The following is a 26,791-nucleotide window of genomic DNA, read 5'->3' as shown; positions in this document are numbered from 1 at the left end:
TTTGGTTCACATGCACATGCTATTTTCAAAACACCTTCCTCTCACTACTTCTCCCTCTCCACAAACCGCCCAAACTCCTTCAAAAACCTCAGCTTAAAACTCCCCACAGGCCCATTCCGGTGCTTCGCCACATGAATCTCCGTCATCTCTTTCTGCATCGTTTCCTTATCATAATAATCCTCTCGATACATAAGCATAATGACATCTGCATCTTGCTCAATTTGTCCCGTCTCTCTTAAATCAGATAAAAGAGGTCGCTTATCTTGACGTGCTTCTACCGAACGAGATAATTGCGACAACGCTACTACACAAACATTTAATTCACGTGCTAATACTTTAAGCTTACGAGAAATTTCACTAATCTCTTGAAATCGATTGCCCTTATGCTTCGGATCGCCCGTAATAAGCTGCAAGTAATCTACAATAACTAAAACCTTTTTATCACCGTGCTTCCTCTTTAACTTACGAGTTTGCATCCAAATATCTTGCACCGTAACACCTGCATGATCGTAAATTTCAAGTGGTAGTTCACCAATCTCCGCAAATGCCTGACTCACCTTTTCCCAGTCCTCTATCGCAAAACGATGCTTCGGATTCTTCAGCCTACCTCCTGACACTTCACCTATGCAAGACGCCATCCTTTTTAACAATTGCTTACTACTCATCTCTAACGAAAACAATCCAACCGCTGCTCCAGACTTCGCCGCATGCAGTCCAACATTTAGCGCAAACGCAGTCTTCCCCATAGAAGGACGCGCACCAAGAACGACAAAATCACCTTCCTGCAATCCGCACGTCATTTTATTTAGCGATATATAACCAGTCTCAATACCAGTAATCTCTTTCGCATCTTGATGAAGCTCTTCATATAAATCAACTAACGCATCCCTCAAATCAAACTCACATACACAGTCCTTTTCCTCTAACTCACAAAGTGCCGTTATCGTCTCACCAATAATTTTCTCACTCTTCTCCGCAATAAGGCGCTCTCCCATCTTGTGCCCGAGAACACCCGCCTGATACATTTTCCAGGCACCTCGAACAAGCCCCTCATAATAAGAGAAGTTGGCAGTTGTAGGCACACCATCCATTAACCCTATAAAATACTCCATTCCCCCGATCCCCTCTAAAAACTTCGGATCTACCCTAGAAATGAACGTCACAAGATCAATCGGTTGCCCCTCTTCTTCCATTTTTCGCATTAACTGAAATATAGACTTATGCACCGACAAAGAAAAATAATGCTCCGTCAAACGGCACTCCTTAATAAGCTCTCCATCAATTAATAGAGAACCTAACACCGTCTTTTCCGCCTCTACATTTTGAATACTCATGGCCGCCACCCGCGCTCCGCTAAAAAGCGCTGCAACTCTTCCTCAGACGGCGCATTCTTCTCCCACTCCTCACACCTCGCCAAAAACTCCTCCGTCTCCCCCGTACTAACAGACGAATCCTTCTTCCTAAAGCTCGCCGTATCCGCCTCAACCTCACACACTTTCGTAAATCCCTTCCCGTGCCACCCTCTCAAAATCCCCTTCACATAAGCAACCGTCCGCTTATTATTCTCAAACGCAATTTGAAGAGCCTTCAGCACAAGCTCCTCTGACAAATCTTCCATCCACGCACTCAGTTCCTCCACAGTATGAGGAGACAAACTACCGAAATGTTGCTCATAAAAAGAAAACACGCGACTCCCCGTTTCTTCCTCTATACCCTCTTCTTCCTCTGTCTCCTCACAAACTGGCTCAACATCATCCACAGCCAAATCAATCGGCATACCGAAATGCGCTAAAAGCATCGGAACATTCAGCTCCTCCTCTACACACTTCTGAAGAAACATATGTACAAACTCCTTATTCTTCACACCCTTCAGCTCACGAAGCACACACTTCTCCACATTCGTATTCGTCACCGGATTATAACGAAGCCAATTTAAAACAAATAACTCCCGCTTATCCGCATCATAAAGAATCTTCCCATAATCAATGAAGCGCTGCACAAGCTTATAAACAGTCTCCCGATTATAGCCCGTCTCCATCTCAGCTAATCGCTTCGGAAAAGGAAAAATCCCACACTGCGTCGTCTTCGAACAAGTCAGCAAATACACATAAAAATACCGCTCCTCCGGCGTCAAATCCAAAACAAAATCATCCTGCCAAAAATTCACCTGCACAGTACGATACACCGCCATCCCAATTCCTCCCGTCTCCGTTCAAAAGTAAAAACCTCTTCATAATATATATGGGAGGATGGCAGGGTTTTTGGCGTGTTATTTCAAAATTTTTTTCGACTCCTACTACTACGGTGTTTGTTGGTGTTTTTGTTTTGTTATGTTTTTTCTTAGTGATTTATTACTTGGTAGGGGCTTGCAAGGGGCTAGTTATCGGTTACTTCGATTAGAAAAACTCGATTTGAAAAGCCGCCTCGTTCTTCTGCTTTCTTTTTACGGATGTTGTTGATCTCTTCTAGTGTTGTGCCTTCGTATTCGGCTAGGGCGTTGATTAGTTCTAGTAGGTCGGATAGTTCTTCGAGTTTATCGGATTTTGTTTTTGCTTCGATGTATTCTGTTAGTTCTTCTTGTGTTTTCTTGCAGATTTCTTTTATGTATTCATCTTGGGGTAGGATTCTAGTTGTGGGTGTTTTCCCGTTGGATTTTATTATTTGTGGAATTTTGTTTTGGATTAGTTTGTTGTAGGTTGGCATGTGGGTTTCCCTCTGTTTGGTTTTTCTTCTATTGGTAGATGTAAAACCAGCATATAAGCGCATAGGAAAAGCTAATGGAAAAATTGAGCGAACTGAGAAGATCCTAAATTACATTTATCCCCTGGTCTGTGTTGAAAGAAACTCTGAAAAGGCTTCTATAAAAATCAGACAAGCCTCGCCTACTTTATGTTAAGGAAGTTCTAGATAATATATATGTTATATTTGCCGGTCTGATAATCAATCCATATGTTTCAAATGGCTGGATAGATCTCTCTACTAAAGCAGATAGATGTATAGTAATCGAGGATTGATAAAAAATGCGTAAACCTAAAAATAATGTTATCCATGTAAGTTACTTCTCAAAAACACCTATATCCAACCGGTTCTCATTTCTAATTGTCTCAATTTTTTTATTGGTAGGTACTGAAATCTCTCTTAATAAACATTTATCAAACTTTTAAAATTATATTAACTTCTTACTAGTTCGCTTTTTTTAGTGGTTATTAAAAATGGGATTACGCTCAGAAAAAATTAATTTCTAATCAGTATGTTAAACGAAAATAAAAAATTTGATGATATAATTTTAAAAGGTAAAGCAATCTACCTTTTTTATATTAAAGTGGGGTGTGTTCTTTGCAATTAGATCAATTTAATAGCGATCCGCTATATAGTAAAACATTGAGGTATTGGTATGATGAATGGAAATCTTTTTCAGTGGCAGTGAAAAATGGGTCAATAGGCATTGATATAGTTAACATTCGTGTTGTTTTATTAGATGTGATTAATGAATATGAACTAAATAAATTTGAAAGTGACAACAATCGTAAAGTTTATTTAAAGTTAATCCAAAATCTTATCAGTGAAAGACATATGAAATTATTTAGAGATGAACTACTTATTTTGAAAGAGAAATTAGAAAAAAAAGATGGTCAAGCAGCTTATGTTATCGCTAAGGAACTTTCTAAAAGAATCGCAAAAGAAAATTTTGCACAGATGTTATTTGATGAATTATTAATAATTATTGAAAAGAAATCATTCTCTAAAAAAGATAGAATTAAAATAAAAAATTTAACTAAGAATATTATTATAGACTTAGTAACTTCAGGAAGAAATGTAGAAGATATTGAAAAATTACTTAGTGGTCTGTTCCAAACATATAGTGTACAAGAGGAAAAAATCTATATCCTCTTCAAATATACTCCTGCTGAACTGTCCCCTGAGCAAGCCAAAGAATATATTGATAATTTAAGTGTGAAAGATAGATTAGAGATATTTAGACAAAATTTAATTACAAAGGAAAGTAACTATCTTTTTATATTTCCTATATGGGGAATGATTGCCCCTTCTCCTAAAGATGAAAATGATACAATATTTGGGTTCCATGTATATGATCCAGCTCGAGAAAAAAAACTTCCAGATGATAAATGGATTGACGAAACGTTTAACACAAGAAAATACGAAGAAGATGTTGAAAATAAATATAAATATGATAGTAGATGTAATGTAGTAATTAAAGTACAGGCTATTTCTAATAATGTTGCGAAAAAAATTGCAGAAGAAAAATATTTAACTTTTTCAAGTTTAGCAAACTTGAATTTTTCCAGTAAATATAAGGAATTTTTTTGGGATGGACAGTACATAGGAAAAAAAGTTGATAGCGAGCATGGTAGTTTCGGTACCGCATTTGGCTTAGATAGAGATGATAGAGTTTTTAGAAGAAATCTTAGCAAAGATAATCCAGTTTATTTTAGTGATGAAAAATATAGAAAAATGAAAGATTATTCTAAGGTAATTGAAGCCCTCAAAAAAAGGAATATGTTTATTGAATTAAATTCTATTATTAATGTAATTGAATTGATGTCTAAGTCTATTTGGGAGACAGAGGAAAATAAGCTATTAAATTATTGGATTTGTATTGAAAGTTTAGCAAATATTTCAAAGACAGATACTGAGTCTAAATTTACCTTTATTAAAGAAACAGTATCTAATATATATTTTCTTTGGGAGCGATTTAGACCAATTCACAATCTCTTTTCATTAACTGAACGTTATACTAGACATTCATTTAGAAATGATAATTCCATTAATATACCAGAAGAATTTGTCAACGATGTTGGTATTTACAACGCACGGTCTGAAGATTCAGCAGTAACATTAGTGAACTTTTACAAACGAATGAAGGAGTTATTGTCTTATACCACAAAAGAAAGCTTCTTAGACAGTATTGAAGATACTCTTGATTTCTATCAAGAGAATAAAAAAGCTTTACAGATGCTTCGAAATAAAAGAGATGAAGTTAAGTTAACTATTGATTATATATATAAATCTAGAAATCAAATTGTTCATAATGGTTATGTAGCAAAAAACCTTATACCTTACTTAGTGAATTTTGCAGAAGGTTATGCAAAGTCATTATTCCAAAGAATTATAGACGTGTATCTTGAAGATGAATTTGATCTTCAAAATTATTTTATCAAAGAACAATATGAAGGAATTTTATTGGAAAAGAAGCTTTCAAATGGGGATTTTTATGAAATTGGATTAGCAGAATAAATTTATTGTTTGCTTTAAAAGAAAAAAGAGCTTAGAACCCTTATAAATTAAGGATTCTAAGCTTCTTTTAATTATTCCCACCTAATAATAGACAATACTATTTTGGTGGTGTGTTTAAAAAAATACAATCAGCCAGCAAATGAAATAAATACTAAATAATATGCCGAGCTCTAGTCTTCCTAAATCTAAATAAACTTCCCAAAAGCAAATCCTATAATGTCTTGTTCTTAATAAAAGTATAAGAAGGATTAATTAAATATTTTTAGCTCTTCAGCTAAGAGTTCCCCTCTTAGAGTCCTATTTTTTCTACTGCTAGTACCTTGATACATAGCTTTATAAAATGCTGCATACTTGTTACGCTCTTCTTTATCTAGGTCTCTATTCTCCATTACCTTGTTATTAAACTCATTAAGCAACGTACTTAGTTTTTCAGTATCTCTTTCGATAGAAATTTTACCGTTTACTTTTAGTAACTCTACTAACAAGGTAAAATAACACGACCTGCTGTTTAACCATATAGAATCTTCTAAAAGGTTAAGTGAATGAACTAATTTAGATAGCTTTTCAAAAGACCTTAATGTTTTTTCCCTTTCTGGATAATGATCATTATAATTTCTAACATACTCTTCGACTTCTCTATAGCCAGTAAAATAACCACCAGTATCGTTTGTAACCATTATTGCCATAATAAATTCAAGATCTTTCATTCTTGAAACTTCTGTTTCCTTGAATGTATGTCCTAAATTATATTTATCAACAATGATTTTTCCAGTTGAAATGTATTCTCCATCGTAAAGAGCATTATTTATTTCCATGGCTCCTAATGCATAATCGACAGAATTAATCCTTCTAAATATTTGTTTAATTTCTGCTAAAGGAAGATGTCCCAAGTCTCTAACTACAATTACATAATAGAAGAATTCCTTTTGTTCTTCTGATGACAATTCATTAAATTTTTTTACTTTTTTGTATGTAATGGTATCTGCTCCATTTATATACTCATATATAGTTGATAGTCTTTGTTGACCATCGACAACTAGAACTTCTGTCTTCCTAGTTTCAAGATTTATATCTCCTACTGCAGTGTAAACCTCTGGAAAAGGTAGCCCAAGAATGATTGTTTCAATAAAACTTTCTTTATGATCCTTATTCCAAACTAATTTTCTTTGGAAATCCGGTTGTAGTTTCAGATCTCCAGCTTTGATTTCATTATAAATATCTATTATTTTTTTATTACTTCCGATCCCTATCATTACAAACCCTCCTTATTTTTTAGAACTGTTCTAATTCCATTAAGGTTCTTTGTATTGTATGCATTAAAAAAGTATTCTTCTCTATAAATAGCAGCTGCGATTTTCCTTGAACCAAACTCTTTTTTATAGGATATTTCACGAAAAAATTCAAACCATTGGTCTGATCCCTCATATTTATATGGGAATTTATCTGGTCTTAACCAACCTTTAAAAAAATATTCTAAGAATTTCTCATGATTTTCATCAATATTACTAGTAGGAATTGTTTTTTCTTTGAATGAGAAAATTGACTTCCAATACTGATCGAAAATTTCGTTAGAGATAATTACTATATCAATATCTGAATCCTTTTTAGGATCTCCGTCTATAGGTCTCCACAATTTCGAGGGAGATATACTGAACCCTAACTTAGAGGAACCTGTCATGAAAATGTTCCTTTGATTCACATTAAAAAAACCGGCTATTTTCTGTTTTAAATCATAGTACATATCCTCCTGGCCTGAGTAAATATATGGAGTCCCAAACACTAAATATCTCTCAATTATGTCTTGAATTGAATTTGCATCATTAGTTAGAAATCCCTTAAATTCATCTATACGATTTTTGATATCAATATCAGCTTCAACCACTATCTTTCTCCTTCCGTATATAGGAAAAACAGATAACTATATACATTACTAATAATTAATTTTACTATATACATTACTAGTAATGTATATAGTTATTTTACTTTTGTAGTTGAATAATTATAGATTTTGATTATTCAACAAAATAGCCCGGTTGTTGAATAAAGCTAAATAGCACAACCTTTTCGAAAACGGCCTTAAAAATTCACATACATTGAAGCGTATTTTGCAAAAATACATACTCTGGCAGAGTTAAAGAATTAGCATAAATAATATCTTGATAGAGATTGAAGTGAAGGAAAACTCCCCCCGTTGGCGATATAAAAAATAGACCTCATAATATTGAAGTCCATTAATATATAGCTTAAATTCGATTTTTACGAATTAGACTCATGTTTTTGAGTATTGACAAATCTCAATACAAATATAGTACTAAATTATCATTAAATTTTTAGATTTCCAAAAGCACTTTGTCCGCAATATTCTTGTCTATATTTTTCGCTTCTAAATTATGCTCTGTATCTGCAAGCCTTTTTTTGTATATATCTATTATATTATTTATGTTATTTAAAAGCGATCTAAATTCACTAAAATTAATATCGGAATAGTTCTTTAAAATATACTGAGAGAATATTTCTTTACCGTAGCATTTTGAGGTGTCATAACTATCCTTTTTTGAAAATTCCCTTCCTTCTATTTTGTGCGACAGGGTAATTTTTTCAAATAAGTCTTCTATATCACATTCTGACTTCCCACCAATTAGAGGTACAGTTAAAAGGTATAAACTGTCAATAAGATCAACCATGTATTCCCTTTCTAAAATTGTCCTTTTTTCAGCAGCGAGCCCTGAATGACTAATAAATTGACCTATGGGTTTCTTCTTTCCACTGTCAATCTCATTGTCAAACATTAAAATCACAGGGTTTTTTGGTAAATTTCCGCTTACCTTTTTGAAATCATTTAAATAATTGAGAGTGGGTTTCTTAGAACCAAAGAAATTGTATATATTATTTAACGCACTGCCCCCATCCTTATAAATTCCAAGAAAGTATCCTAATCTCTTTGTTTTCTTTAGAAAAGCTACTTTAAATTCAAATGTTCCATCACTATGTTTAGTGATTAAATTAGGATATTCTTTGTAGAGACTTTTTAAAGCTGCTTTTAAATAAGTAACATCCGTTTTACCTTCCGTTACAATTAATGGCTTTGGATTAGCAAAAAAGTATTTATAAAATAGAAATCTTTGATATTGACGTTCTCTCGAAGTGAAATTATTGAAATTAGTTTTTATACCATCTTCTTTGTTATTGTACCAAGTTAATTGATTTATAAACGCAAATCTTCCTTCTAATTGATTAAGGGTGGCGGGTTCACCATTAATCTCGAAACTTCCTTGTTTATAGAGTTGATGAGCCATCGCTCTAGTCTCTTTGTAATAAATTCTATTTACGTTTATTTTCTTGTTAACAACAAGCCCCGTTACCACCTGTCTGGAATCCCTAAGTTGCAGCCTATTCTTCTTTTCATTAATTTTAAATCCGGCTCGTATTAATTCTTTAGATATTACTTTATAAAATTCTTTTTGTAAGCCTAGAAATTTTTTATCATTAGTTGAAAATGTTAAATCATCTGCATAACGTGTATAATCCAACTTATATTTTTTTGCGATTTTTAATAATCTGTGGTCAAGTATCTCACAAATTAAGTTCGAGATGATTGGAGAACTTGGAGCTCCTTGAGGTAGCTTTCCTTCATAACATGATATTTGTGCTACAACTGTGGCTACTTCAATAGGTAGTAAGAAATTATTATTCTTACTAAAAAAACCTCTGACACGACCAAAATGAATGCTTTCAAAAAAGTCTTCTATGTCAATATTCAAAACAAGCCTTTTATTCCGGTGGATTTTTGCATTTGTTATAATACTTTTGTCTTTTTCAAATCCATGAGAGATATTTTTTTTCTTCCACTTATTTCTCATATACTTATACAAGGCTTCTGCAAGTTTTCTTTGAACGCCTTTAAGTTCTTCTAACGGAGCATTAATTTTGCGAGCGCTACCATTTTTCTTATCTATTTCAAAAGAAGTGTATAAATTATCTACGCCTCTTTTATACAATACGTAACTAAGTTGTTTCCTAGGAACATTCAGAAAATCTGCAAGTTCATTTCGTGTTTTTATTTCGTTAAATTTCCTCATATAAAAACTCCTTATAAATAAACGTGTGGCTACTCATTAGGCGATGCAGGCCGGGTACATCGAAAAATATACCAACGTGATCATGCGGATAGGAGAAGCTAATGCTCCCACCATTTTTGTCAACACTTGCGAAACACAAGCGAAAAAATCTAGCCACACGTTTATAATATCATACACTATTTTTTAAAAAATTTAAATATACTATAATACGAATTTTGAATTCTATACAAAGTAAAAAAATTAGATGCGGGGCAGATGCCTTAGTAGAAAACTGCCCCGTTAGTCAAAAAAGAGTACATTAATATCAGCACAGCAAACGGCAATCAAAGTAACAGTATTTTTATATTTTTTAATTATATAATACTTATTGTCCATCATAAAAAAACAGTGTCACTCACTATGTCAAAATTAATTAAAGCTCGTAGAAACCTTGAAATAAAAGAAATGACGTATGCCTATTCATACGTCATTTCTTTTGTTATTTATTAAGAAAGCTCCCATCCAAAAGCGGAACCCTTTGCAAGAAATGGGGGACTTTTTGGGGCGAACTATTTATTTCCTATATTTTCTACATTATGATAAATGTAGAAAACACTTCAAAATAAGCTTCCACAATTCAACTTATTTAATACTGTTATTCCCACTTAATCATATATAGCACAAAAATCCATTTGAAATCTTAGGTTTCTCAACCCTTTAATTTAATTTGGTGGGAAGTCAACTTGTTAATAACGGTTATGTGGCCAAAAGCTTTATACCTTATTTAATGAAGTTTACAAAAAATTATGATAAACCCCTGAAAATACGAGCTGCAAGTTGTAAAAATTTGAGATCGCAAAGTTTCAGGTACTTATTTAATCTCCAATATTTCCTTCATATATTTTTTAAATGCATCATTTTTCCAAAATCCCAATCGAATCCCATCAATCCCTCTAGTCATTAGAATATAGTAAATATTCAATACAAATAAGGTAAACTCTTTTGAATTTTCCGGGCTTTCATCGTCTTTAGAGAATTTGCCGTTTACATTATGGAAATTTTCTGGATTGCCGAATAATCGGCCCTTTTCGTCGACTTGAAGATCATTGCCGACTAAAACGCCGACTTTATTCAAATCGATTCCTTGAACTGCAAAGACGGAGCCAATTTGATCTTCAGCATCGGCATCTCCTGAGCAAACCCAATTTTCTTGAGTGGAGTTCCATCTTCGTTTGATATTTCCTTCATGCCAATGAGTGATTGACGGATCTTTGCCATCAGCCTGCTTCCAAGGTTCAACTAATCCACCTAGCACGCGGTTTATATGTTCAGGACTGTAATTTCTGTCTTCTTCTATCCAATCAATCAAATTCTTTAAAGGTTCTGTTTCGAAATATCCAAAGTAAGCATCAACATCACTATCTTGGAACACACCTCTGTCAAATTTCGGATTAAAATTCGTTTTTTCTAATAGACCGGTATCCTTATACAAAAGATATTTTATGCCATTTACAAAATCTTCTGACGTATAGTTCTTTCCCACTGGAGCTTGGATTCTAAATTGAGTTGTTAAGTATCTCTGTTTAAAGTCTTTCGTTGCTTCATTGAATTGCGCACGTGTCATATTGGCAGGGCGAATAGCTTGTAATACGTCATACATTAACACCATTTGGTCGCCTAATTTTTTTAAAGCCTCCAAGTGATTCTCGTCCTGAGCAAATCTTCCTTTATACACTTCGTTAAAAGATGCCATTTGCTTGGAAAATTTTCTAGAAAGCTTATGAGATTCGTCAACAATTACAATATCATAATTTTCATTGGCATTAATGAGCTGTGTCGAGGTAGCAATTGTCAAATTGCTGTTGTTCATTCCATATACTCTAAAGATCTCCTTTGCCGTTTTAATCCAATTAGGCTGCAAAACAACCGCTATTCGATGCTTAGGTTTTTCTTTCAACAGCTTAGCGACCAAATGAGTCAGCAATACGGTTTTTCCAGTCCCTGCATCTCCATTAATTACAAAGCTTTTATCAGGATTTGATTCAATCTCCTCAAGATACTCCATTTGCTGGCTTGTTAATTCTTTGATTGGGCTATATTTGACCAGTGCTCCATTGCGCAGCTCCTTTAAAGTCGGTGTGCTTACCCATCCAATTTTGTGTAAATCTTCCCAAAAAGGCAAAATGATTTCTAGAGCAATACTTTCTCGTTCTCTGTAGTCATTCACCCTGTTTCCATTGTTCCGATTAATAACCTCATCATTATCATATTGAACCAGCTGCTTTTTAGATTTTGGATTATCGGCCATAAAGTAGGTAATCAACTGGCTTTCGACATCATCTAAGGCTGAACCGTTAAAATAGGATGAAGTAAGAATAATTACTTGGTCGAAGTCTGCTATATTAAATTTTTCCTCTTTACCATTGTAGTGATCCTTATTTCTCTTAGTAAAGTGTATCGTTTGTCCAATGTAAATCTTTTTCGACTTCGTTCCTTTGTAGATATAAACGACATTGCGATTTCTAAGAATATTTTTTTCAGGCTGGCGAAGTTCATCAAAACCTTCCAGTTCTCCATTCTTCACTTTCAATGTTATATATTTGTACTTAACCATTGTTCAATCCACCTCATCCAATTCATTATATTTCTTTTTTTGACCAAAGCTTTTTGGAACTGGATATTTTTGGTCATTCTTAATTAATTTTTCAGCGATGATTTCATCGATATCAAAGCCTAGATTATCAGCCATCATATAAGAGTATATCAGCACATCGGCCAGTTCTTCTTTGAGTCGCTCGGGATTTCCTTTGGCTTCCTCTGGTGTTTTCCATTGGAATAATTCTAATAATTCATTTGCTTCTAAAGAGATGGAAATGGCTAGATCTTTTTCATTATGAAATTGCCTCCAGTTACGTTCATCTCTAAATTGATTAATTCGCTTCATTGATTCGCTCATATTCATTTCCTTTCATACCTTCCAGAAAATGTTTCCTTATCTCTTAATTACTAAACAAGATATAGGTTTATTTTCTAGCTTGTGAGTGCATATTGCCAATTTAATAACATGGAAAATTTTTCTTGTAATCTTATTGTTATTTTACCATAAATATTATTTGGCTTGTTTAATAAAGGTATAATCCTTCATCTTTTCTAATTCAAATTATCAGCATTGATTTTTCTTTTCCAAAAATTCTTTTTGTTATATGAAACATTAATACTAATAAAAAATACCCCTATCAGAATTTGACAGGGATGTTTGCTTCCACGCTCCACCACATTTTTGGCGGAGAACCAATTAATTTCAAGAAAAATTAGCCTTCCTATAACTCGTAAATCCCTATTGAATCAGCGTAAAAACTTCATTTTTATTTCGTTATTTATTTCCATTTAATTATATACAGCCGTTGAAACTCCCTAAAAATCAAGATTTCTTAACTATGTATGCTAATTTAGTGGGAGTTTCGGTGGGTGATTATTCTTTTTCAAACAATATTAATGATAACTCTCCACCCCTACAGCTATATGCTCTATTTCAAACTATTAAAAGAAAAACTTTCTTTTAATAAAATCTATACCTGCTGTATGTAACCATTCATCAATTTCTTTATAGATTAGGTTCGTTCACTCTGCTAGCCAATAAATAAAAGCATCTTGCGATAACTCACTTGCTCCCTTATTTTTATATTATCCTCCAGCATTTAAAATCTCTAAGACCTCCCTAAACAACACCGATCCCCTACCAACAACCAACTCCAAAGGAACCTCTTTAACTAACCCATCTCTCCCCACCATAACAACCCCATTCTCATAATCAACCCAAATCTGAACATCCTGCACATAATAACTCTTAATAGAAGAAGCCTCATCTAAGTTGTTATGATCCAACTCAACCTTAACTTGCTTCGTAAAACGGCGCAGTGTTTTCCAAAGAGTTCGTTCTTCCTTTGATTTCATGAAGAGTTCTGGGAGTTCTTGTACTTCTTTTAATAACGACATAGTTGTTATGGTGTATGTTTGAATGCCATATCCTACTGGGCGGATGAGGTGATCTAGTTTTTTCCATGGCTCTAGTTCGAAATGTACATACTCATCGTTTTGTTGCATTTGAATGTGCTTGATTTTAGCTACGTATTGAATTCCACCTTTTTCTCCGTACCATTTTTTCGGTGCATATAATGCTATGTACTTCGCTTCTTGCCATCCTGGTTTTAGCTGTTTGATTGGTAATTGATATACGCCATTCTTTCTATACGTTTCATAATCACTTTCGGTTTTCACGCTGCCCACTAATACTTTTTCTTCTAGTGATGAATGCCATTCTTCTTTTGTGCCTCTTGGAAGGATGCCTTCTCTTATAATTTCTTCTGGGCTTTTTTCAATGAGATGGTCTAGAAATTGTTCGACTAGTCTTGTTGCGTTTGGTAAGAACGGGAATCCACCGATATTTACTTTTTCGATACTTTTATAAAATGGATGGTTCTCGTACGCTTCCTCTTGGTTCCATGGGAATAATACGTACGCTCCGTAAGCTGTCCGCTCAAAAGGTCCATCTTGTTCCACAACTAATGCATCTCTGTAGCGGTGCATTGTATTAATGTCCTCTTCCATTGGGCCAGGAATACCATACTTCTTTTTATAATGAGACCTTTCAGCAAAATCAATTCGGTATTTCGCATCAAAAATATATTGATATTGATAGTTCTTTCCCTTTTTCTCAATAGCGAGCATCGTATCTGGCTTTTGTGTAACTGTTGGCAGTCTACCGTTCCTTTTCTGGAAATACAGTTCTATTACTTCACCAGTGACTGGATGCTTGAACGTTCTTTTTGCAGTTTTACTTTCATCAAGCGTTACGTATAAACCATCTTGTTTAACTTGAATAACATCTTGATGAAGCGGTATATATTTTTTAGATAGAATTTGTCCGAGTTTTAAATACGTCCAGTATTCGTATAACCTTGCGACATCTTTTACAGACATTTTGAAAATTTGTCCTCGTAATGTTAAACCTCGCGATAGCATTAAGAAGATTTGATATGCATCTCTATAGCCTGCAGCCATTTGGATAACGAGTGAAAAGACTGAGCGATCTAATTTTCCGATTCCTCTCCAAAATGGATCGTTCAATTCATTTTTCATTCGATACTTCATATTTTTTACACGCTCTAGCAAATCTTCATCAGTTACACCACGTGTATATCTAGACTTCGGCTCTAATGCCTTAAGTAAATCATCTATTTTATGTACGACTCTTTGAATCATCCATTTAACAAATCGATTTTCCAGCGTATCATAAGAAACTTCCTTATAAGCTGTAATCCCTTTAGTCGGTATACTGTTTTCTCCTTGCAGTAAGTGTGGTCGCTTTCGCAAATAGTTCATTCCGACAGAATCCAATTTACGAATTTTTTCTCCTCGTACAAGTTGATGTCTAGTCATAAGCGTATGATGCGGCTGTCTTTTAATGTGAGAGATCGACTTCATAAACCGCTCAAAGGAATCATTTAAAATACGATAGAACTCACTCTTCGATGGATTTGTAGCGTAAATTGTAGATGCTCCTAAGTAAGTTCTCTTTAGTAAATGAAACGCTAAATTATAAATTTCATCATTTACTTCATCTAATAAGGATCTGTAATCATCCTTATAATCCAGTTTTGCCGGGAAAACTTCAAATGTAACAGTTAATAAAGTTTCTTGCTCGTCTTTAATTTCGAATGTTGTATTTCCTACTTCATTTGGAAACGAAAGATTCCCCATTAACACATGAAGTGCCCCCATTTGAATAGAACTAACTTGTTTTCGAAAACCCGGATGTTCATGATAAAAAGAGAGCTGCCTGTTATTTTTCGGAACAACAACAAGCTGATAACTTCTATTTTCAAAAAAGATTGGTGGGTGTTCGTTCCATTCTTCTAACCTCTGCAATCTCACATCAAATACAGAAACGGATTCGGTCTCCCCATCTACATGAAAATACATCATCTCATCTGCGTTCATAGCGTGATATTCTTTTAAACTCTCGTATTTTTCATGATAAGGATTTCCCTTAATCGTCAATGATAGCTCTTCTGTTTCAATCTTAACTAGCTCTATCTCATTATTAGATCCAGAAAGAGGTGAAACCATCATACTCGAACCTCCTTAACATATGAGACAGCTTGTTAGCTGAACGAGGATACTTAGCATAGGAAGCATCATTATTGCCACTATCATATTCTTCATTTGTACATAATACATACAACTGCTTTAATACCTCTTCTGTTCTTCCATCGCTCCCCGCAAGACGCGGTAAAATCTTTTGATATATTTGATAATCAAGTGCTTCATCGAATGACAATAACTTTCCTTGTTCGTTGTATGCCATGTAGAAACAAATTTCATCTCGTATACGATACCCAACTTGAGCCCCCACTGATTCAAGTGTTTTATTTATTTCTATTAAAATAGTCGATATATTTCTCACAAGATTTTCGTTTTCTTTAAAACATTCTTTTAGGTGAAGATACTCGGTTTCTAAAGAGCTATTAGAAACAATTTCAGCTTCCTTCTCTTCCATATCCATTAAGAAATTAAAATAATCTAAGTTAACAGTATTAAACTCAATTGTATTCGCTCGATCTAATACTTTCTTACTTAACGGATGTGTCGTTTCGTCCATATTTACAGTTCCGATAATATATACATTTGATGGGATCGTAATGTGCTTATTCGTAATTGATTCTGGAAGTACTGGTGACGTAACAATTTTTCCATCTTTCCATTTACGGCTCTCAATTACACTTAAAAAATCACTAAAATAGTATTCCACTCGAGCTAAATTCATCTCATCCAATACTACAAAATAAGGCCTATTTGGATTTGCATCTGCATTTTCAAGAACTTTAATTAACGGCCTTTCTTGAAACTCCCCTTGAAGGTTCACATAGCCAAGCAAATCAGAACTATCACTCCAATCAGGTCTAACCGGAATAAGCGTAAATTGTCCATTCTCTTCCGTAGCCCCTAAACTCTCCGCGAACCACTGCACAATTTTCGTTTTCCCTGTACCTGAAATACCTGATAAAATCACAAACGGCTTCGTCTTTAATGAAAGGAAGAAATTAACAAGATCCTTTTCCTCATAATAGAAACCTTTACTTTGAATATAAGAAGACACATGATCAATAATGGATTGCTGATCTAAATAGACTTCTTTCCTCCCATAAATCACTTCATATTTCGTTCCTTCCTCTTTATAAGCTATGAATCCCTCATAATAGCGAAGCATTTCTTCTAGATCCTCTACTAACTCTTTTTCACTTGGCATTTTATTAGCATCGTACGCAATATATGCAGCTGTTGAATTCGCATATCCCTTTGCTTTCGTGCTTGTACCTAGGAAGATTTCATCATCTTTTTTCACATTTTGGGACATATGTATTTGCTCACGAATCTCTTCTTTAATTTTTTGCATCTCTTCTTTAGGCGTTTCCGTCACACCTTGCGCCAATGTTAAATATAATCGTTCCATATCTTCACTAAATAAATAAACGATATAATATCCTCGTTGCGTAGATGTCGTAATATCTTTATTCATAATTGCAAGCCACGGAACAGCAGCCCAATTTCCTTGGCCAATTGACCCTGTGACAACATATTGATTATGATCAATATATGGTAACCTCGTTATTTCCGTTGTCATCTCATTCCTAACAACCGATCCCATTTTATGACCCGCAAATCTCTCTGTTTTCGCCTGTAAATACTCATTCATAACCGTTAAAAACTTTTCACGCAAATTACTGTTCATACTACCGCCCTTTTCCCCATCATCTTTTACATATTGTTCAACAGAAATCCATTCATCATTAACTAGTCCCACTTGTTCAAGCCAATCTAGTAAATTATTCGTACGCCGCCTCGCTACCGATTCAACCATCAAATTATCCCCTAATGAATTTCGGACAATTGTCATTCCCAAATCAACTAGAGCTGCTTTCTTTTCATCCTTTGAATACTTCTCTAACAATCCAAGAACAAATAAAGCATGACGGAAATATTCTTGTTTTAAAATTAGCTGTGCCATGTAGTTTTTCTTATCTTCCGATTGAACACATTCGCTTAATAGCAACTGATTTATTTCATGAGATTCATTCAAAAAGCCCAACAATCTTAAATCTTGGCGCGCATTAGATTTCATTCTATATAAATTTTCATCCGTTTGTTCACGTAACGTACTTGGATTATATGTACCATTCATGATCTCTTCTAAAAAGAGCATGACTTTATCGTATTTTTCGCTTGGTAGATTATCGGTTTTGAATTCTTTAAATGTAATAGCTCCCGATTCCTTTACATCCACAAATGGAAGCTGTGAAAAGAAAGCTACCAAGAAAGTATTACATTCACCCGCTTGTCCAAAATCTTCACTCTTTACTGTACGCATAGCGATAAATTTTCTCCAAGCATCCTTAAGAATTTCAAAACTCACTTTAAAATAAGGTGATGCTTCCTCTTCATATTGCTCACGTGAAAATTTAGCTTCAACGTATAATCTTTCATCATCTTTATTTATAACCAAATAAGTTTTATCACCATTTATATCTTCAACCTGCTCCGTTAATTTAGCCAATTCAATTATGAGTTGCTCTAACATTTTCATCCCCACCGTTACAATTAATTACAATTAATTACAATTACTACTATTTTACCAAACTATGTATAAAAGAAAAATCATACGCCATACCGTATGATCTACTAATTCCTATTATTCCCCACTAACTCCCCATACTCCTGACTACTCTGCTCAAGAAATATCATACTCTCCCCACTATCCTTATAATAAGAATTCCACCCTCTCTCCCTCAAAATCCCCTTCCAACTATCACTCTCCACCATCCTCTTAATAACACCATCCCAATAAGCAACCTCTTCCTCTGTCATATCTTTCGGGCCCATAATTCCTTTCCAGTGCTGGAAGATGACGTTGATTCCTTGTTCTTTCCATGTTGGGATTTCTGGTAGTCGGTCTAGGCGTTTTGGTGCGGATACGGCTAGTATTTTTATTTTGCCTGCTTTGTAGTGTTTTTCGGCTTCGGATAGGGTCATGGTTGCGGCGTTTATTTGTTTGTTCGTTAGGGCGTTTATGATTTTTTCTTTGTTTTCGTAGACGAAGAATTGTAGTTCGGCTGGGTTTATGCCGAAGGCTTTGCTTACTTGTACGAATGATAGGTGATCGTCGTTTCCTAGGCCTGGGGCAACGCCGATTTTGAAGTTTTTCTTGTTTTGTTTTAGTTGTTCCATTAGTTGTTTTGCGTTATCTATGTTTGATTCTTTTGATACGACAACGACTTCCCAGTCCGACGCGAGAGTTGCGAGCGGGGTGAAGTCTTTATATGTTAGTTTACTGTGGCCTAGTAGGTTGTTCGTTAAGAGTAAGCTTGAGTTAATCGCCAGTACGTGACCGCCTTTTTGTTTCGTATATTTCCATCCGACATCACCACTGCCACCTACTTTGTTTGTGACTGTGATTGGTTTTGTGAAGATTTTTTCTTCTGCCAGCGTTTTTTGCATCGCTCGTGCTGTTAAGTCCCATCCTGCCCCTTGAACATTTGGAGCAACAATTTCTACTTTGTCGATGTTCACTTTATTCGTATGGGATTTTTCTGAGGAACAACCAGCTATTACTCCTGTCATGATCCATATACATAGTAATAATCGTTTTTTCATAGTCCTCGTCCTATTCGGTACTTTCGTTCTGGTCGTCCGATAATGCCGTATGTGTACTCTACTGTGCATTCGTTTGTCGCTACTAAGTATTCCAAGTATCTTCTTGCGGTTGTTCTGGAGGCCCCCATTTGTTCTCCCATTTCTTCTATTGTAATGCCCTCTTCAAATCCTTTTATAATCCCTTTCACTTTTTGCAGTGTTAACGGATCCACACCTGTCGGTAAGTTTTTTATGTCTTGTGTTTGCGAAATACCGAAGAAGTTATCGATGAGTGCTTGATTTACTTCATTGTTACTATGTAATAGTTGCTTCTTTCTTTTATAGTCTTCAATGGTGCGAACGAATTTTTCTAACGTGACCGGTTTTATAAGGTAATTGCTTACGCCATTTCGAATTGCTTTTTCTAGCATATAGTTTTCATTCGCCGCTGTTACCATAATGACGTCAACGCTTGGAAAGTCAGCATGAATTTGTGGTAATAAGTCAGTTCCAATTCCATCTGGTAAGTAATTATCTAATAGAAGCAAATCGATTTCTTCCTTTTGTAGTAGTTCCATCGTTTCTTTCGCGTTCAATGCTTTTCCAATCACTTTTACGTCCTTTATTTTTAATAAAAACTCTTCCTGAATTTGCGCGACGCGGAAATCATCTTCTGCAATTGCCACCTTCAACATATGTCCATCCCCCTGTTTGTCATGTACTTTCTTTCAATGTTTTCGGAAGGTAAATTGTAAAAATAGCTCCCCCATTTTTCTCGTTTTGAATTTCAATTGTTCCCCCTAGTAGATCTACCATTTCTTTCACGTTTGCTAGTCCGTAACCACGATCATTTCCTTTCGTTGAAAATCCTTTTTGAAAAATAGTCGTGATTTTTTCTGCCGGTATCCCTATCCCACTATCTATCACTTCAAACACAATATCGTGCCCAATATCCGTAACAAAGAAGGACACATTCTTTTCCTCTTGTGTACTCACCGCATCAAATGCATTGTCGATTATGTTTCCAAGGATCGTAATAAGATGCGACACCTTTATATGGTCTGGTAACGGATGAAGCGCACTATCTCCTTCAATATGAAACTCAATTTTCTTCTCAGACGCTGTTCCGAGTTTTCCTAATAAAATAGCTTGTACTTTCGCATCGTGAATTTGATGGAACAAAATATGATTTTGGCTTTGATGAATATTAGATTCTTGTTGGATAAATTCAATTGCTTCTTTGTAATGTCCTAACTGAAGTAATCCTGATAAGACGAAAAGTTTATTTGTAAATTCATGTGTTTGAGCACGTAAGTCCTCGGAATATTTTCTTACCTCAGATATCGTATTCACTAAGTTTTGCAGTTCTGTTTTATCTCTAAAACTACATACAACGCCTACCGTACTATTATTTTCGAGTATCGGTGTCATGTTTAAAATAAACACTTTATCTTGAAACGCGATTTCTTGATCGGTTTCTAGCACTCTTTCCATATTAAAATTCGGTAAAACTTTTGAAATGTGCTGCTGCATATAATCATCATTTACATGAAGCATTTCTTCTGCCGACGTGTTCATCATCGTAATAAAACCGTTTTGATCAATAGCTATAATTCCTTCTTTTATAGATAGTAGTATCGCGCTTCGTTCCCGGTATAACGCTGCGATTTCATTCGGCTCTAAACCGAGTGTATCTTTTCTGATGCTACGCGCTAAAAGGATTCCACCAACAATGCCGGCTAATAATACCGCTAAGGAAAAGAGTATAATTTCTTTCGTTCTACTCAATATGTTAGATTCAATACCTTGTATTGAAAACTCTACTGTTACAACGCCTACTACTTGATCGTAGTCTCCGTTATGAACAATAATAGGTGCCTTTGCCATTAAGGCTGGACCACTTACACCATTTCCTTCAAGCGTATAGTACCCTCCAAAAGTGAGTGCCTCATAGTTATACGGGTTGTTACTCTTTGTTCCAATCAACCCCGAATTAGAATGTGAATACATAACCCCAAAACGGTCTTCTATAATGACATAATCTGCACCAGCTTGCTCCCGAACTTGTTCCGCAATGGATTGAATCGTATTTTTATGCTCGTTATTTTGAAAAGCATCTTTTATAGCTGGCATAAAAGAAAGCGACTTCGCTGTTTGCAGTGCTAACTGCTCCACTTGGCGCTTCGTATCAACGGACTGAATGTAAACAAATATTCCCGCTAATAGGAGAACGACAAATACAATTAACGTGATAATTAAGCTTACTATTTTCGTTTGCAATGAAACTTTGCGTGATTTCTTCATACTCCATATCCTTTGATAAAATATTCAAAACTATCAATCTCCTTTTTCTATTATTATGACAAAACTGAAAATGAAGCAACTATTAAAAATATCCATGTTCATAAAGTACAAAAAGAATAAAATTGTCATAATATTGAGATTTTATTTAAAGAACAGTACAATTCTTTTACATTGAACACGCTTTCATAATTATCATTTTATTACTAAGCAAGAGGAGGAATTAGTATGGCTCAAGTAAAATCAAACCGAGTCGCTGGCAATATCTTCAAAGGTTCTGTCGGTAATTTAATTGAATGGTACGACTGGTACGTTTACTCTGCTTTCGCCGTTTATTTTTCAGCAGAGTTCTTTCCTAAAGGAGATCCAACGAGTCAGTTACTAAACACAGCGGCTATTTTCGCAGTTGGATTTTTAATGCGCCCTATCGGAAGTTTATTAATGGGACGCTATGCGGATCGGCACGGACGCCGGGCAGCATTAACGCTTTCCATTACAGTTATGGCCGGTGGTTCTTTAATTATTGCCTGTACACCGAGTTACGAAAGTATCGGTATTATGGCCCCTATTATTTTAGTTCTTGCTCGTTTACTTCAAGGGTTGTCACTCGGCGGAGAGTACGGAACTTCCGCAACATATTTATCTGAAATGGCTAGTAGTGGACGCCGTGGTTTTTATTCAAGTTTCCAATATGTAACGCTCGTTGCCGGACAGATGGTTGCGTTAGGCGTTCAAATTGTTCTTCAGCAATTACTAAGCGAACCAGATATGAAAGCTTGGGGATGGCGTATTCCATTCATTATTGGAGCGATGGGCGCAGTAGCTGTATTATGGCTTCGCCGCACGATGGATGAATCAGAGCAATTCTCAAACATAAAATCACAAAAACGCGAGAGCGCAGGAACCGTTCGCGCGCTTATGAAACACCCGAAAGCAGTATTAACAGTAGTCGGCCTAACATTAGGAGGCACTGTTGCATTTTATACGTACACAACATATTTACAAAAGTTCATGGTAAACACAGTCGGTCTTCCGAAAGAAGTTGTAAGCTGGATTAACTTTGTCGCACTACTTATTTTCGTCGTACTTCAACCGATTGCAGGGCTACTATCCGATAAAATTGGACGCCGCCCACTATTAATGGCATTCGGTATTCTCGGAACATTACTAACAGCGCCGATCTTCTTCTTCATGGAAAAAACGACAGAACCAATCGTAGCATTTTTACTCATGATGGTCGGTCTCATTATCGTTACTGGTTACACATCAATTAACGCAATTGTAAAAGCAGAACTCTTCCCAACTGAAATCCGCGCACTCGGCGTAGGTTTACCATATGCACTAACCGTCGCGATATTCGGCGGAACAGCTGAGTTCATCGCTTTATGGCTAAAGAGTATCGGAATGGAATCACTATTCTACTTCTACGTAGCTGGCTGTATCGCGATAAGCTTTATTACGTATTGGCGTATGGATGAGTCATCGAAAACTTCGCAGATTGAGGCAGAGCTTGGTGGGGATAAATTAGTTAACAATAAATCTAGTTAAAATTATGTATTCTATTATCTTCGTTTATCTGAAAAAGCATAATTCGTTAATATGCAATTTAAAAACCTCTACTTATATGTAGAGGTTTTTGTATGACGAAAAAACACGTAGTTCCATTGTTATTTTACAAACCCCAAATTCTTCCTCATCTTAAAGTGGAACAAATTTATTACTTAGAGTGTCTAATAAGTGTATTTCTAATATGAGTTGTCCAGATTGGATACAACATATCCCGTTTGACATCTATTTTTATGTATTACAAAAAAATGAAAGGACTTATTATTCCCAAAAGTAAAAAACATGTATTGTAATACTTTCACAGGTGAACCATTACAAGTGGAAACAAAAAAGAAATAACGCAAACTGTGACTTATCAATCATATAAAGTGAAACTTTAATCAGCGGGGGTCTTACTGCCCGGCAAATAGCGGGATAAACGTTTTGGATGTCATTTAACCTGTGAAATTTTAGCTGCAGTAGTATTGTTACCCAATGCCATCTTTAATTGCATTGGTATTTAGAATACCTAGACAAAATCCATATATTCTTGAAAGAGGTTGAAAATTTATGTTCGTTTTAAACAAGTTCTATAACATTTTACATTACAAAAAGATTGTACCTGTAGTATTACTTTCATGCGTATCACTTATAGGCTGTTCCAATAGTAATGCTCAATCTGAACCACCTAAACAAACGAATCAAGCTAATCAAATTAAACAAGAAAATACAGGAAATCAATCTTTTGCTAAACTTGAAAAAGAATATGATGCTAAGCTTGGTATTTATGCACTGGACACAGGTACGAATCAAACGATTGCTTATCATTCAGATGATCGTTTTGCGTTTGCATCTACATCTAAATCATTAGCTGCGGGCGCTCTTTTACGCAAGAACTCATTAGAAGCTCTTGATCAAAGAATTACGTATACTCATGAAGATCTTTCTAATTATAATCCAATTACTGAAAAGCATGTTGATACAGGAATGACGTTAAAAGAACTTGCAGATGCTTCAGTTCGATATAGTGACAGCACAGCACATAATTTGATTCTTAAACAGTTAGGAGGTCCCTCTGAATTTGAAAAAATCTTGAGAGAAATGGGAGATACTGTTACTACTTCAGAACGATTTGAACCTGAATTAAATGAAGTGCATCCAGGAGAAACACATGATACCAGTACACCAGAAGCAATAGCTAAGACGCTTCAATCATTTACATTAGGGACTGCACTTCCAATAGAAAAACGTGAACTATTAGTAGATTGGATGAAGAGAAATACAACTGGAGATAAATTGATTCGTGCTGGCGTACCAAAAGGATGGGAAGTAGCTGATAAAACAGGCGCGGGATCTTACGGAACAAGAAATGATATCGCAATTATTTGGCCACCAAATAAAAAGCCGATTGTTCTTGCTATACTTTCTAATCACGATAAAGAAGATGCTAAATATGACGATAAACTTATTGCAGATGCAACCAAAGTCGTGTTAAATACCTTAAAAGCTACGGAATAGAGGATAATAGGTTAAAAGTTTTCTATTTTAGGCGGTGTTTTCTCTAGTAGGAGTTGCACCGTATTTTCATCAACTAAAAATTTAATAGTGTCCCCAAAAATGAAATTTGGTGCTCCCCCTAAAACATCTGGACTGTAATAGCCAATAAAAAATGCAAACCAAACGCCCCTTAATCAGTCGTTTGGTTTGCATTTCCTTTTTCTAAAACCACAGAAAAGATAAGCACTATAGTTAACAGCATAATAAACCTTACTTCACTTCCATCACTTACAAAAAATGAATACAAAGTATATATTAAAATTAATATTCCATAAATAATTTTCTGCAATGTACTCCCTCCTTTTTGCCGTATATATTTTAGTATAAAAGTTTGATTCAAGTCCTATATCCAAATGAAAATACTTTTCTCTTGTTCATTTATCTATTTTCTTTTTATAACTCAAACTTCTTCGAATCGTACTTTTCTAGAGTTTGCTGCAATTCATCTTGTTCATATGGAATATGCTTATCTGTCTGTATATCTTCAACATTTGCTCCATCTGCTAATAATCTCCTGTACATAAAAGAGTGCCCTGTTAATACTGTTTTAATCATTTTGTATCGCCCTCCTTTTGTTTGATTACTTGTATCATAAAACAAGTATCTGAAGTTGATATGTAGTCTATCTAGAGTGTATGTAAATTTAGAAAATCTCTAATAAAATGTTTGTATTATAACGTTACCACCAAAACTATTGCCCTAAACACCATGATTTGAAGAGATAGGCCCCCATGTTCTAGTCTCAATTCTTCCTACAGTTCTATATTCAGTAGAACTAGTTAATTCCTATAATATAAAAAGAGCACCACTTTTTGGATGCTCCTCGTTATAACTATATATTATTTAATTTCCTTCTTTTGCTGGTACCATTTTTCCTTCTTGAGAATCTGTACCTTCTGTTCTTTCAACTGTTTTTGCATATTCTGGTTTCTCAGGGGATCCCATTTCAAATCCTGGTTGAGAATCTGTACCTTCTTTTGTTGGTACCATTTTTCCTTCTTGAGAACCTGTACCCTCTGTTCTTTCAACAGTTTTTGCGTTTCCTTTAGGAGTTGCTGGCACTGCATCTTTAGGTAAATCAAAGTTTTGTGAGAAAGACGTTGTTCCATCTACACTCTGTGTAATTACTTGATTTGAACTATCTTCATTTGACTTTAAATTGTCCATTTCCGCATCATCTGCACCTCCCGCTACCAATCCTGTACTTAAAATTGCTCCTGCTAATAATGCTTTAATCATTTTTCATTACCTCCTGTTTATTTGTAATATTCATCAAAAAAGTATCTAGAGTTAATGTTTTAGTCATTATCTTTATCTACTTGCTTTTTGATTACATTTAGCATAAGACAAGAATCTATAGTTGATATGGACTGCATCTGGAGATTATGTAAAGAAAAATGGATGATCCATTGTATATCCTAATGGATGCTTAGACAAGATTGAAACTTTATATGAATTTGAATAATTGAGTTCCCCTTTGTTTTTGGGTGTGAGGGACTAACCCTTTCTAATTTGAAAGCAAACTTTTTATTAATTGAAGAATTAAAAGAGGTGGGGATCTTACTGCCCGTTAATGCGAGATAAAAGAAAACCGCCTGAAATGATGTGTAATCGAATAGTAGTACATAAAAAAATACAAGTAACAATAAATTAAATCTCGTTAAAACAAAAAGGAGATATCCCAGGCATGGTACTAGGACATCTCCTTTACTTATCTAGATTTCTAAATTCTATACCGCACTATCAATTAGACAATTATTAAATATATCTTCTATCTAAAACATCGTATTATCATTAGCTGCTTCACTTGGAATCTCTTGAATTACATCCCAGTGTTCGACAATCTTTCCATCCTTGATACGAAATATATCCACTATAGCAACTCCCTTATCTTGAGAATTAGTACGAGAATGTACATGAAGAGCAACTGTATCCCCTTCAGCTACTACACGTTTAATCTCTGCAGAGGAATTAGGATTTTTAACAAAATCCTCCTTAAAGAAATCCATGAAGGCTTTTCGTCCATCAGCAACAAAAGGATTATGTTGCTTATAATCTTCGCTAACATATTTAGGGATAATATCGATATTATGTTTGTTAAAAACTTCATTATAGAAATCAACTACCATCTTTTTATTCTTTTCATTTTCTTTCACTTCTTTTGATACAGAAGCAACATTCTCGCTCTTTATTGAGTTCCCTTTATTATTACCGGTGAAAGCTTGATATACCAAAGTCGAAACTACTCCTAAAATAAATACAGAAATAATTGTTATGATTAAACTTTTCTCTAATTTCATATATACCTACCTCTTCTACTTAAATAAGTTTTCTTCTATAAAAAGTTTGAAGAAGGAGAAACCTTCCCCAAAATGTAATGTCAG

Annotated in this window: 20 protein-coding genes; 3 read left to right on the top strand and 17 right to left on the bottom strand. The window is 34.8% G+C overall.

The genetic code is table 11. The features are described from left to right. Positions 1 to 44: 44 nt before the first annotated feature. The 3 genes from dnaB to DN400_RS10445 form a co-directional block, all read right to left on the bottom strand. Positions 45 to 1,334 (bottom strand): replicative DNA helicase, encoded by a 1,290-nt coding sequence (gene dnaB, locus DN400_RS10455; RefSeq protein ID WP_142306843.1) that lies wholly within the window; start codon positions 1,332 to 1,334, stop codon positions 45 to 47. After that, positions 1,331 to 2,191 carry a DnaD domain-containing protein gene (locus DN400_RS10450; protein ID WP_147801672.1) on the bottom strand — a complete coding sequence of 287 codons (861 nt, stop codon included), beginning with the start codon at positions 2,189 to 2,191 and terminating at the stop codon, positions 1,331 to 1,333. The genes dnaB and DN400_RS10450 overlap by 4 nt, the downstream gene beginning before the upstream one ends. A 185-nt stretch (positions 2,192 to 2,376) precedes the next feature. Next, positions 2,377 to 2,703, bottom strand: a complete 327-nt coding sequence (locus DN400_RS10445) for a nucleoside triphosphate pyrophosphohydrolase (protein ID WP_147801671.1) — start codon at positions 2,701 to 2,703, stop codon at positions 2,377 to 2,379. Between the two features lie 624 nt (positions 2,704 to 3,327). On the opposite strand from DN400_RS10445, the gene DN400_RS10435 reads away from it, so the two are divergent. Beyond that, a complete protein-coding gene (locus DN400_RS10435) occupies positions 3,328 to 5,256 on the top strand; it encodes a hypothetical protein (protein ID WP_147801670.1) in 1,929 nt (642 codons plus the stop codon). 248 nt (positions 5,257 to 5,504) lie between these two features. Here the strand turns inward: DN400_RS10435 and DN400_RS10430 are convergent, their stop codons facing one another. From DN400_RS10430 to DN400_RS10385, 10 genes are all read right to left on the bottom strand, one after another. Continuing rightward, positions 5,505 to 6,509 carry a DUF262 domain-containing protein gene (locus DN400_RS10430; protein ID WP_098907906.1) on the bottom strand — a complete coding sequence of 335 codons (1,005 nt, stop codon included), beginning with the start codon at positions 6,507 to 6,509 and terminating at the stop codon, positions 5,505 to 5,507. Then, positions 6,509 to 7,138: a hypothetical protein gene (locus tag DN400_RS10425; protein WP_179860698.1), complete on the bottom strand. Its 630-nt coding sequence runs from the start codon at positions 7,136 to 7,138 to the stop codon at positions 6,509 to 6,511. The genes DN400_RS10430 and DN400_RS10425 overlap by 1 nt, the downstream gene beginning before the upstream one ends. A 448-nt stretch (positions 7,139 to 7,586) precedes the next feature. Continuing rightward, the gene (locus tag DN400_RS10420) at positions 7,587 to 9,335 is read right to left on the bottom strand and encodes a retron Ec67 family RNA-directed DNA polymerase/endonuclease (protein ID WP_147801669.1); all 1,749 of its coding nucleotides are present in this window, start codon (positions 9,333 to 9,335) and stop codon (positions 7,587 to 7,589) included. Between the two features lie 850 nt (positions 9,336 to 10,185). After that, complete coding sequence (locus DN400_RS10415; RefSeq protein WP_098907908.1) at positions 10,186 to 11,928, bottom strand: DUF2075 domain-containing protein; 1,743 nt, start codon at positions 11,926 to 11,928, stop codon at positions 10,186 to 10,188. A 3-nt stretch (positions 11,929 to 11,931) separates the two neighbouring features. Continuing rightward, the gene (locus DN400_RS10410; RefSeq protein ID WP_046198893.1) at positions 11,932 to 12,270 is read right to left on the bottom strand and encodes a nucleotide pyrophosphohydrolase; all 339 of its coding nucleotides are present in this window, start codon (positions 12,268 to 12,270) and stop codon (positions 11,932 to 11,934) included. 728 nt (positions 12,271 to 12,998) lie between these two features. After that, a complete protein-coding gene (locus tag DN400_RS10405; RefSeq protein ID WP_142306845.1) occupies positions 12,999 to 15,443 on the bottom strand; it encodes a restriction endonuclease-like protein in 2,445 nt (814 codons plus the stop codon). Continuing rightward, the gene (locus DN400_RS10400) at positions 15,418 to 17,952 is read right to left on the bottom strand and encodes an MrcB family domain-containing protein (RefSeq protein WP_098907911.1); all 2,535 of its coding nucleotides are present in this window, start codon (positions 17,950 to 17,952) and stop codon (positions 15,418 to 15,420) included. Before DN400_RS10400 ends, DN400_RS10405 begins: the two co-directional genes overlap by 26 nt. 101 nt (positions 17,953 to 18,053) lie before the next feature. Next, positions 18,054 to 19,025: a tripartite tricarboxylate transporter substrate binding protein gene (locus tag DN400_RS10395; protein WP_147801668.1), complete on the bottom strand. Its 972-nt coding sequence runs from the start codon at positions 19,023 to 19,025 to the stop codon at positions 18,054 to 18,056. Next, on the bottom strand, positions 19,022 to 19,699 hold the full coding sequence (locus DN400_RS10390) for a response regulator (RefSeq protein ID WP_065228383.1): 678 nt from the start codon (positions 19,697 to 19,699) through the stop codon (positions 19,022 to 19,024). The genes DN400_RS10395 and DN400_RS10390 overlap by 4 nt, the downstream gene beginning before the upstream one ends. 19 nt (positions 19,700 to 19,718) lie before the next feature. Beyond that, on the bottom strand, positions 19,719 to 21,308 hold the full coding sequence (locus DN400_RS10385; protein ID WP_065228382.1) for an ATP-binding protein: 1,590 nt from the start codon (positions 21,306 to 21,308) through the stop codon (positions 19,719 to 19,721). A 225-nt stretch (positions 21,309 to 21,533) separates the two neighbouring features. Here DN400_RS10385 and DN400_RS10380 point away from each other — a divergent pair, with 225 nt between their 5' ends. Both DN400_RS10380 and blaIII read left to right on the top strand, forming a co-directional pair. Then, positions 21,534 to 22,853, top strand: coding sequence for an MFS transporter (locus DN400_RS10380; protein WP_016513670.1), 1,320 nt, complete (start codon positions 21,534 to 21,536; stop codon positions 22,851 to 22,853). 567 nt (positions 22,854 to 23,420) lie between these two features. Beyond that, positions 23,421 to 24,368 (top strand): class A beta-lactamase BlaIII, encoded by a 948-nt coding sequence (blaIII, locus tag DN400_RS10370; RefSeq protein WP_016082674.1) that lies wholly within the window; start codon positions 23,421 to 23,423, stop codon positions 24,366 to 24,368. A gap of 169 nt (positions 24,369 to 24,537) precedes the next feature. On the opposite strand, the gene DN400_RS29380 is transcribed toward blaIII, so the two are convergent. The 4 genes from DN400_RS29380 to DN400_RS10360 all read right to left on the bottom strand — a co-directional run bounded on the left by DN400_RS29380 (position 24,538) and on the right by DN400_RS10360 (position 26,707). Beyond that, a complete protein-coding gene (locus DN400_RS29380) occupies positions 24,538 to 24,696 on the bottom strand; it encodes a hypothetical protein (RefSeq protein ID WP_016513668.1) in 159 nt (52 codons plus the stop codon). Between the two features lie 104 nt (positions 24,697 to 24,800). Next, positions 24,801 to 24,962, bottom strand: a complete 162-nt coding sequence (locus tag DN400_RS29375) for a hypothetical protein (protein ID WP_170956755.1) — start codon at positions 24,960 to 24,962, stop codon at positions 24,801 to 24,803. 288 nt (positions 24,963 to 25,250) lie between these two features. Next, positions 25,251 to 25,646 (bottom strand): alpha-ketoglutarate permease, encoded by a 396-nt coding sequence (locus tag DN400_RS10365; RefSeq protein ID WP_147801667.1) that lies wholly within the window; start codon positions 25,644 to 25,646, stop codon positions 25,251 to 25,253. A 536-nt stretch (positions 25,647 to 26,182) separates the two neighbouring features. Further along, positions 26,183 to 26,707: a nuclear transport factor 2 family protein gene (locus tag DN400_RS10360; RefSeq protein WP_065228379.1), complete on the bottom strand. Its 525-nt coding sequence runs from the start codon at positions 26,705 to 26,707 to the stop codon at positions 26,183 to 26,185. Positions 26,708 to 26,791 lie beyond the last annotated feature (84 nt).

The sequence above is a fragment of the Bacillus sp. AR8-1 genome (genome assembly GCF_008042345.1).
GTDB classification, from domain to species: domain Bacteria; phylum Bacillota; class Bacilli; order Bacillales; family Bacillaceae_G; genus Bacillus_A; species Bacillus_A cereus.
This window is presented reverse-complemented; position numbering and strand designations above follow the sequence as displayed.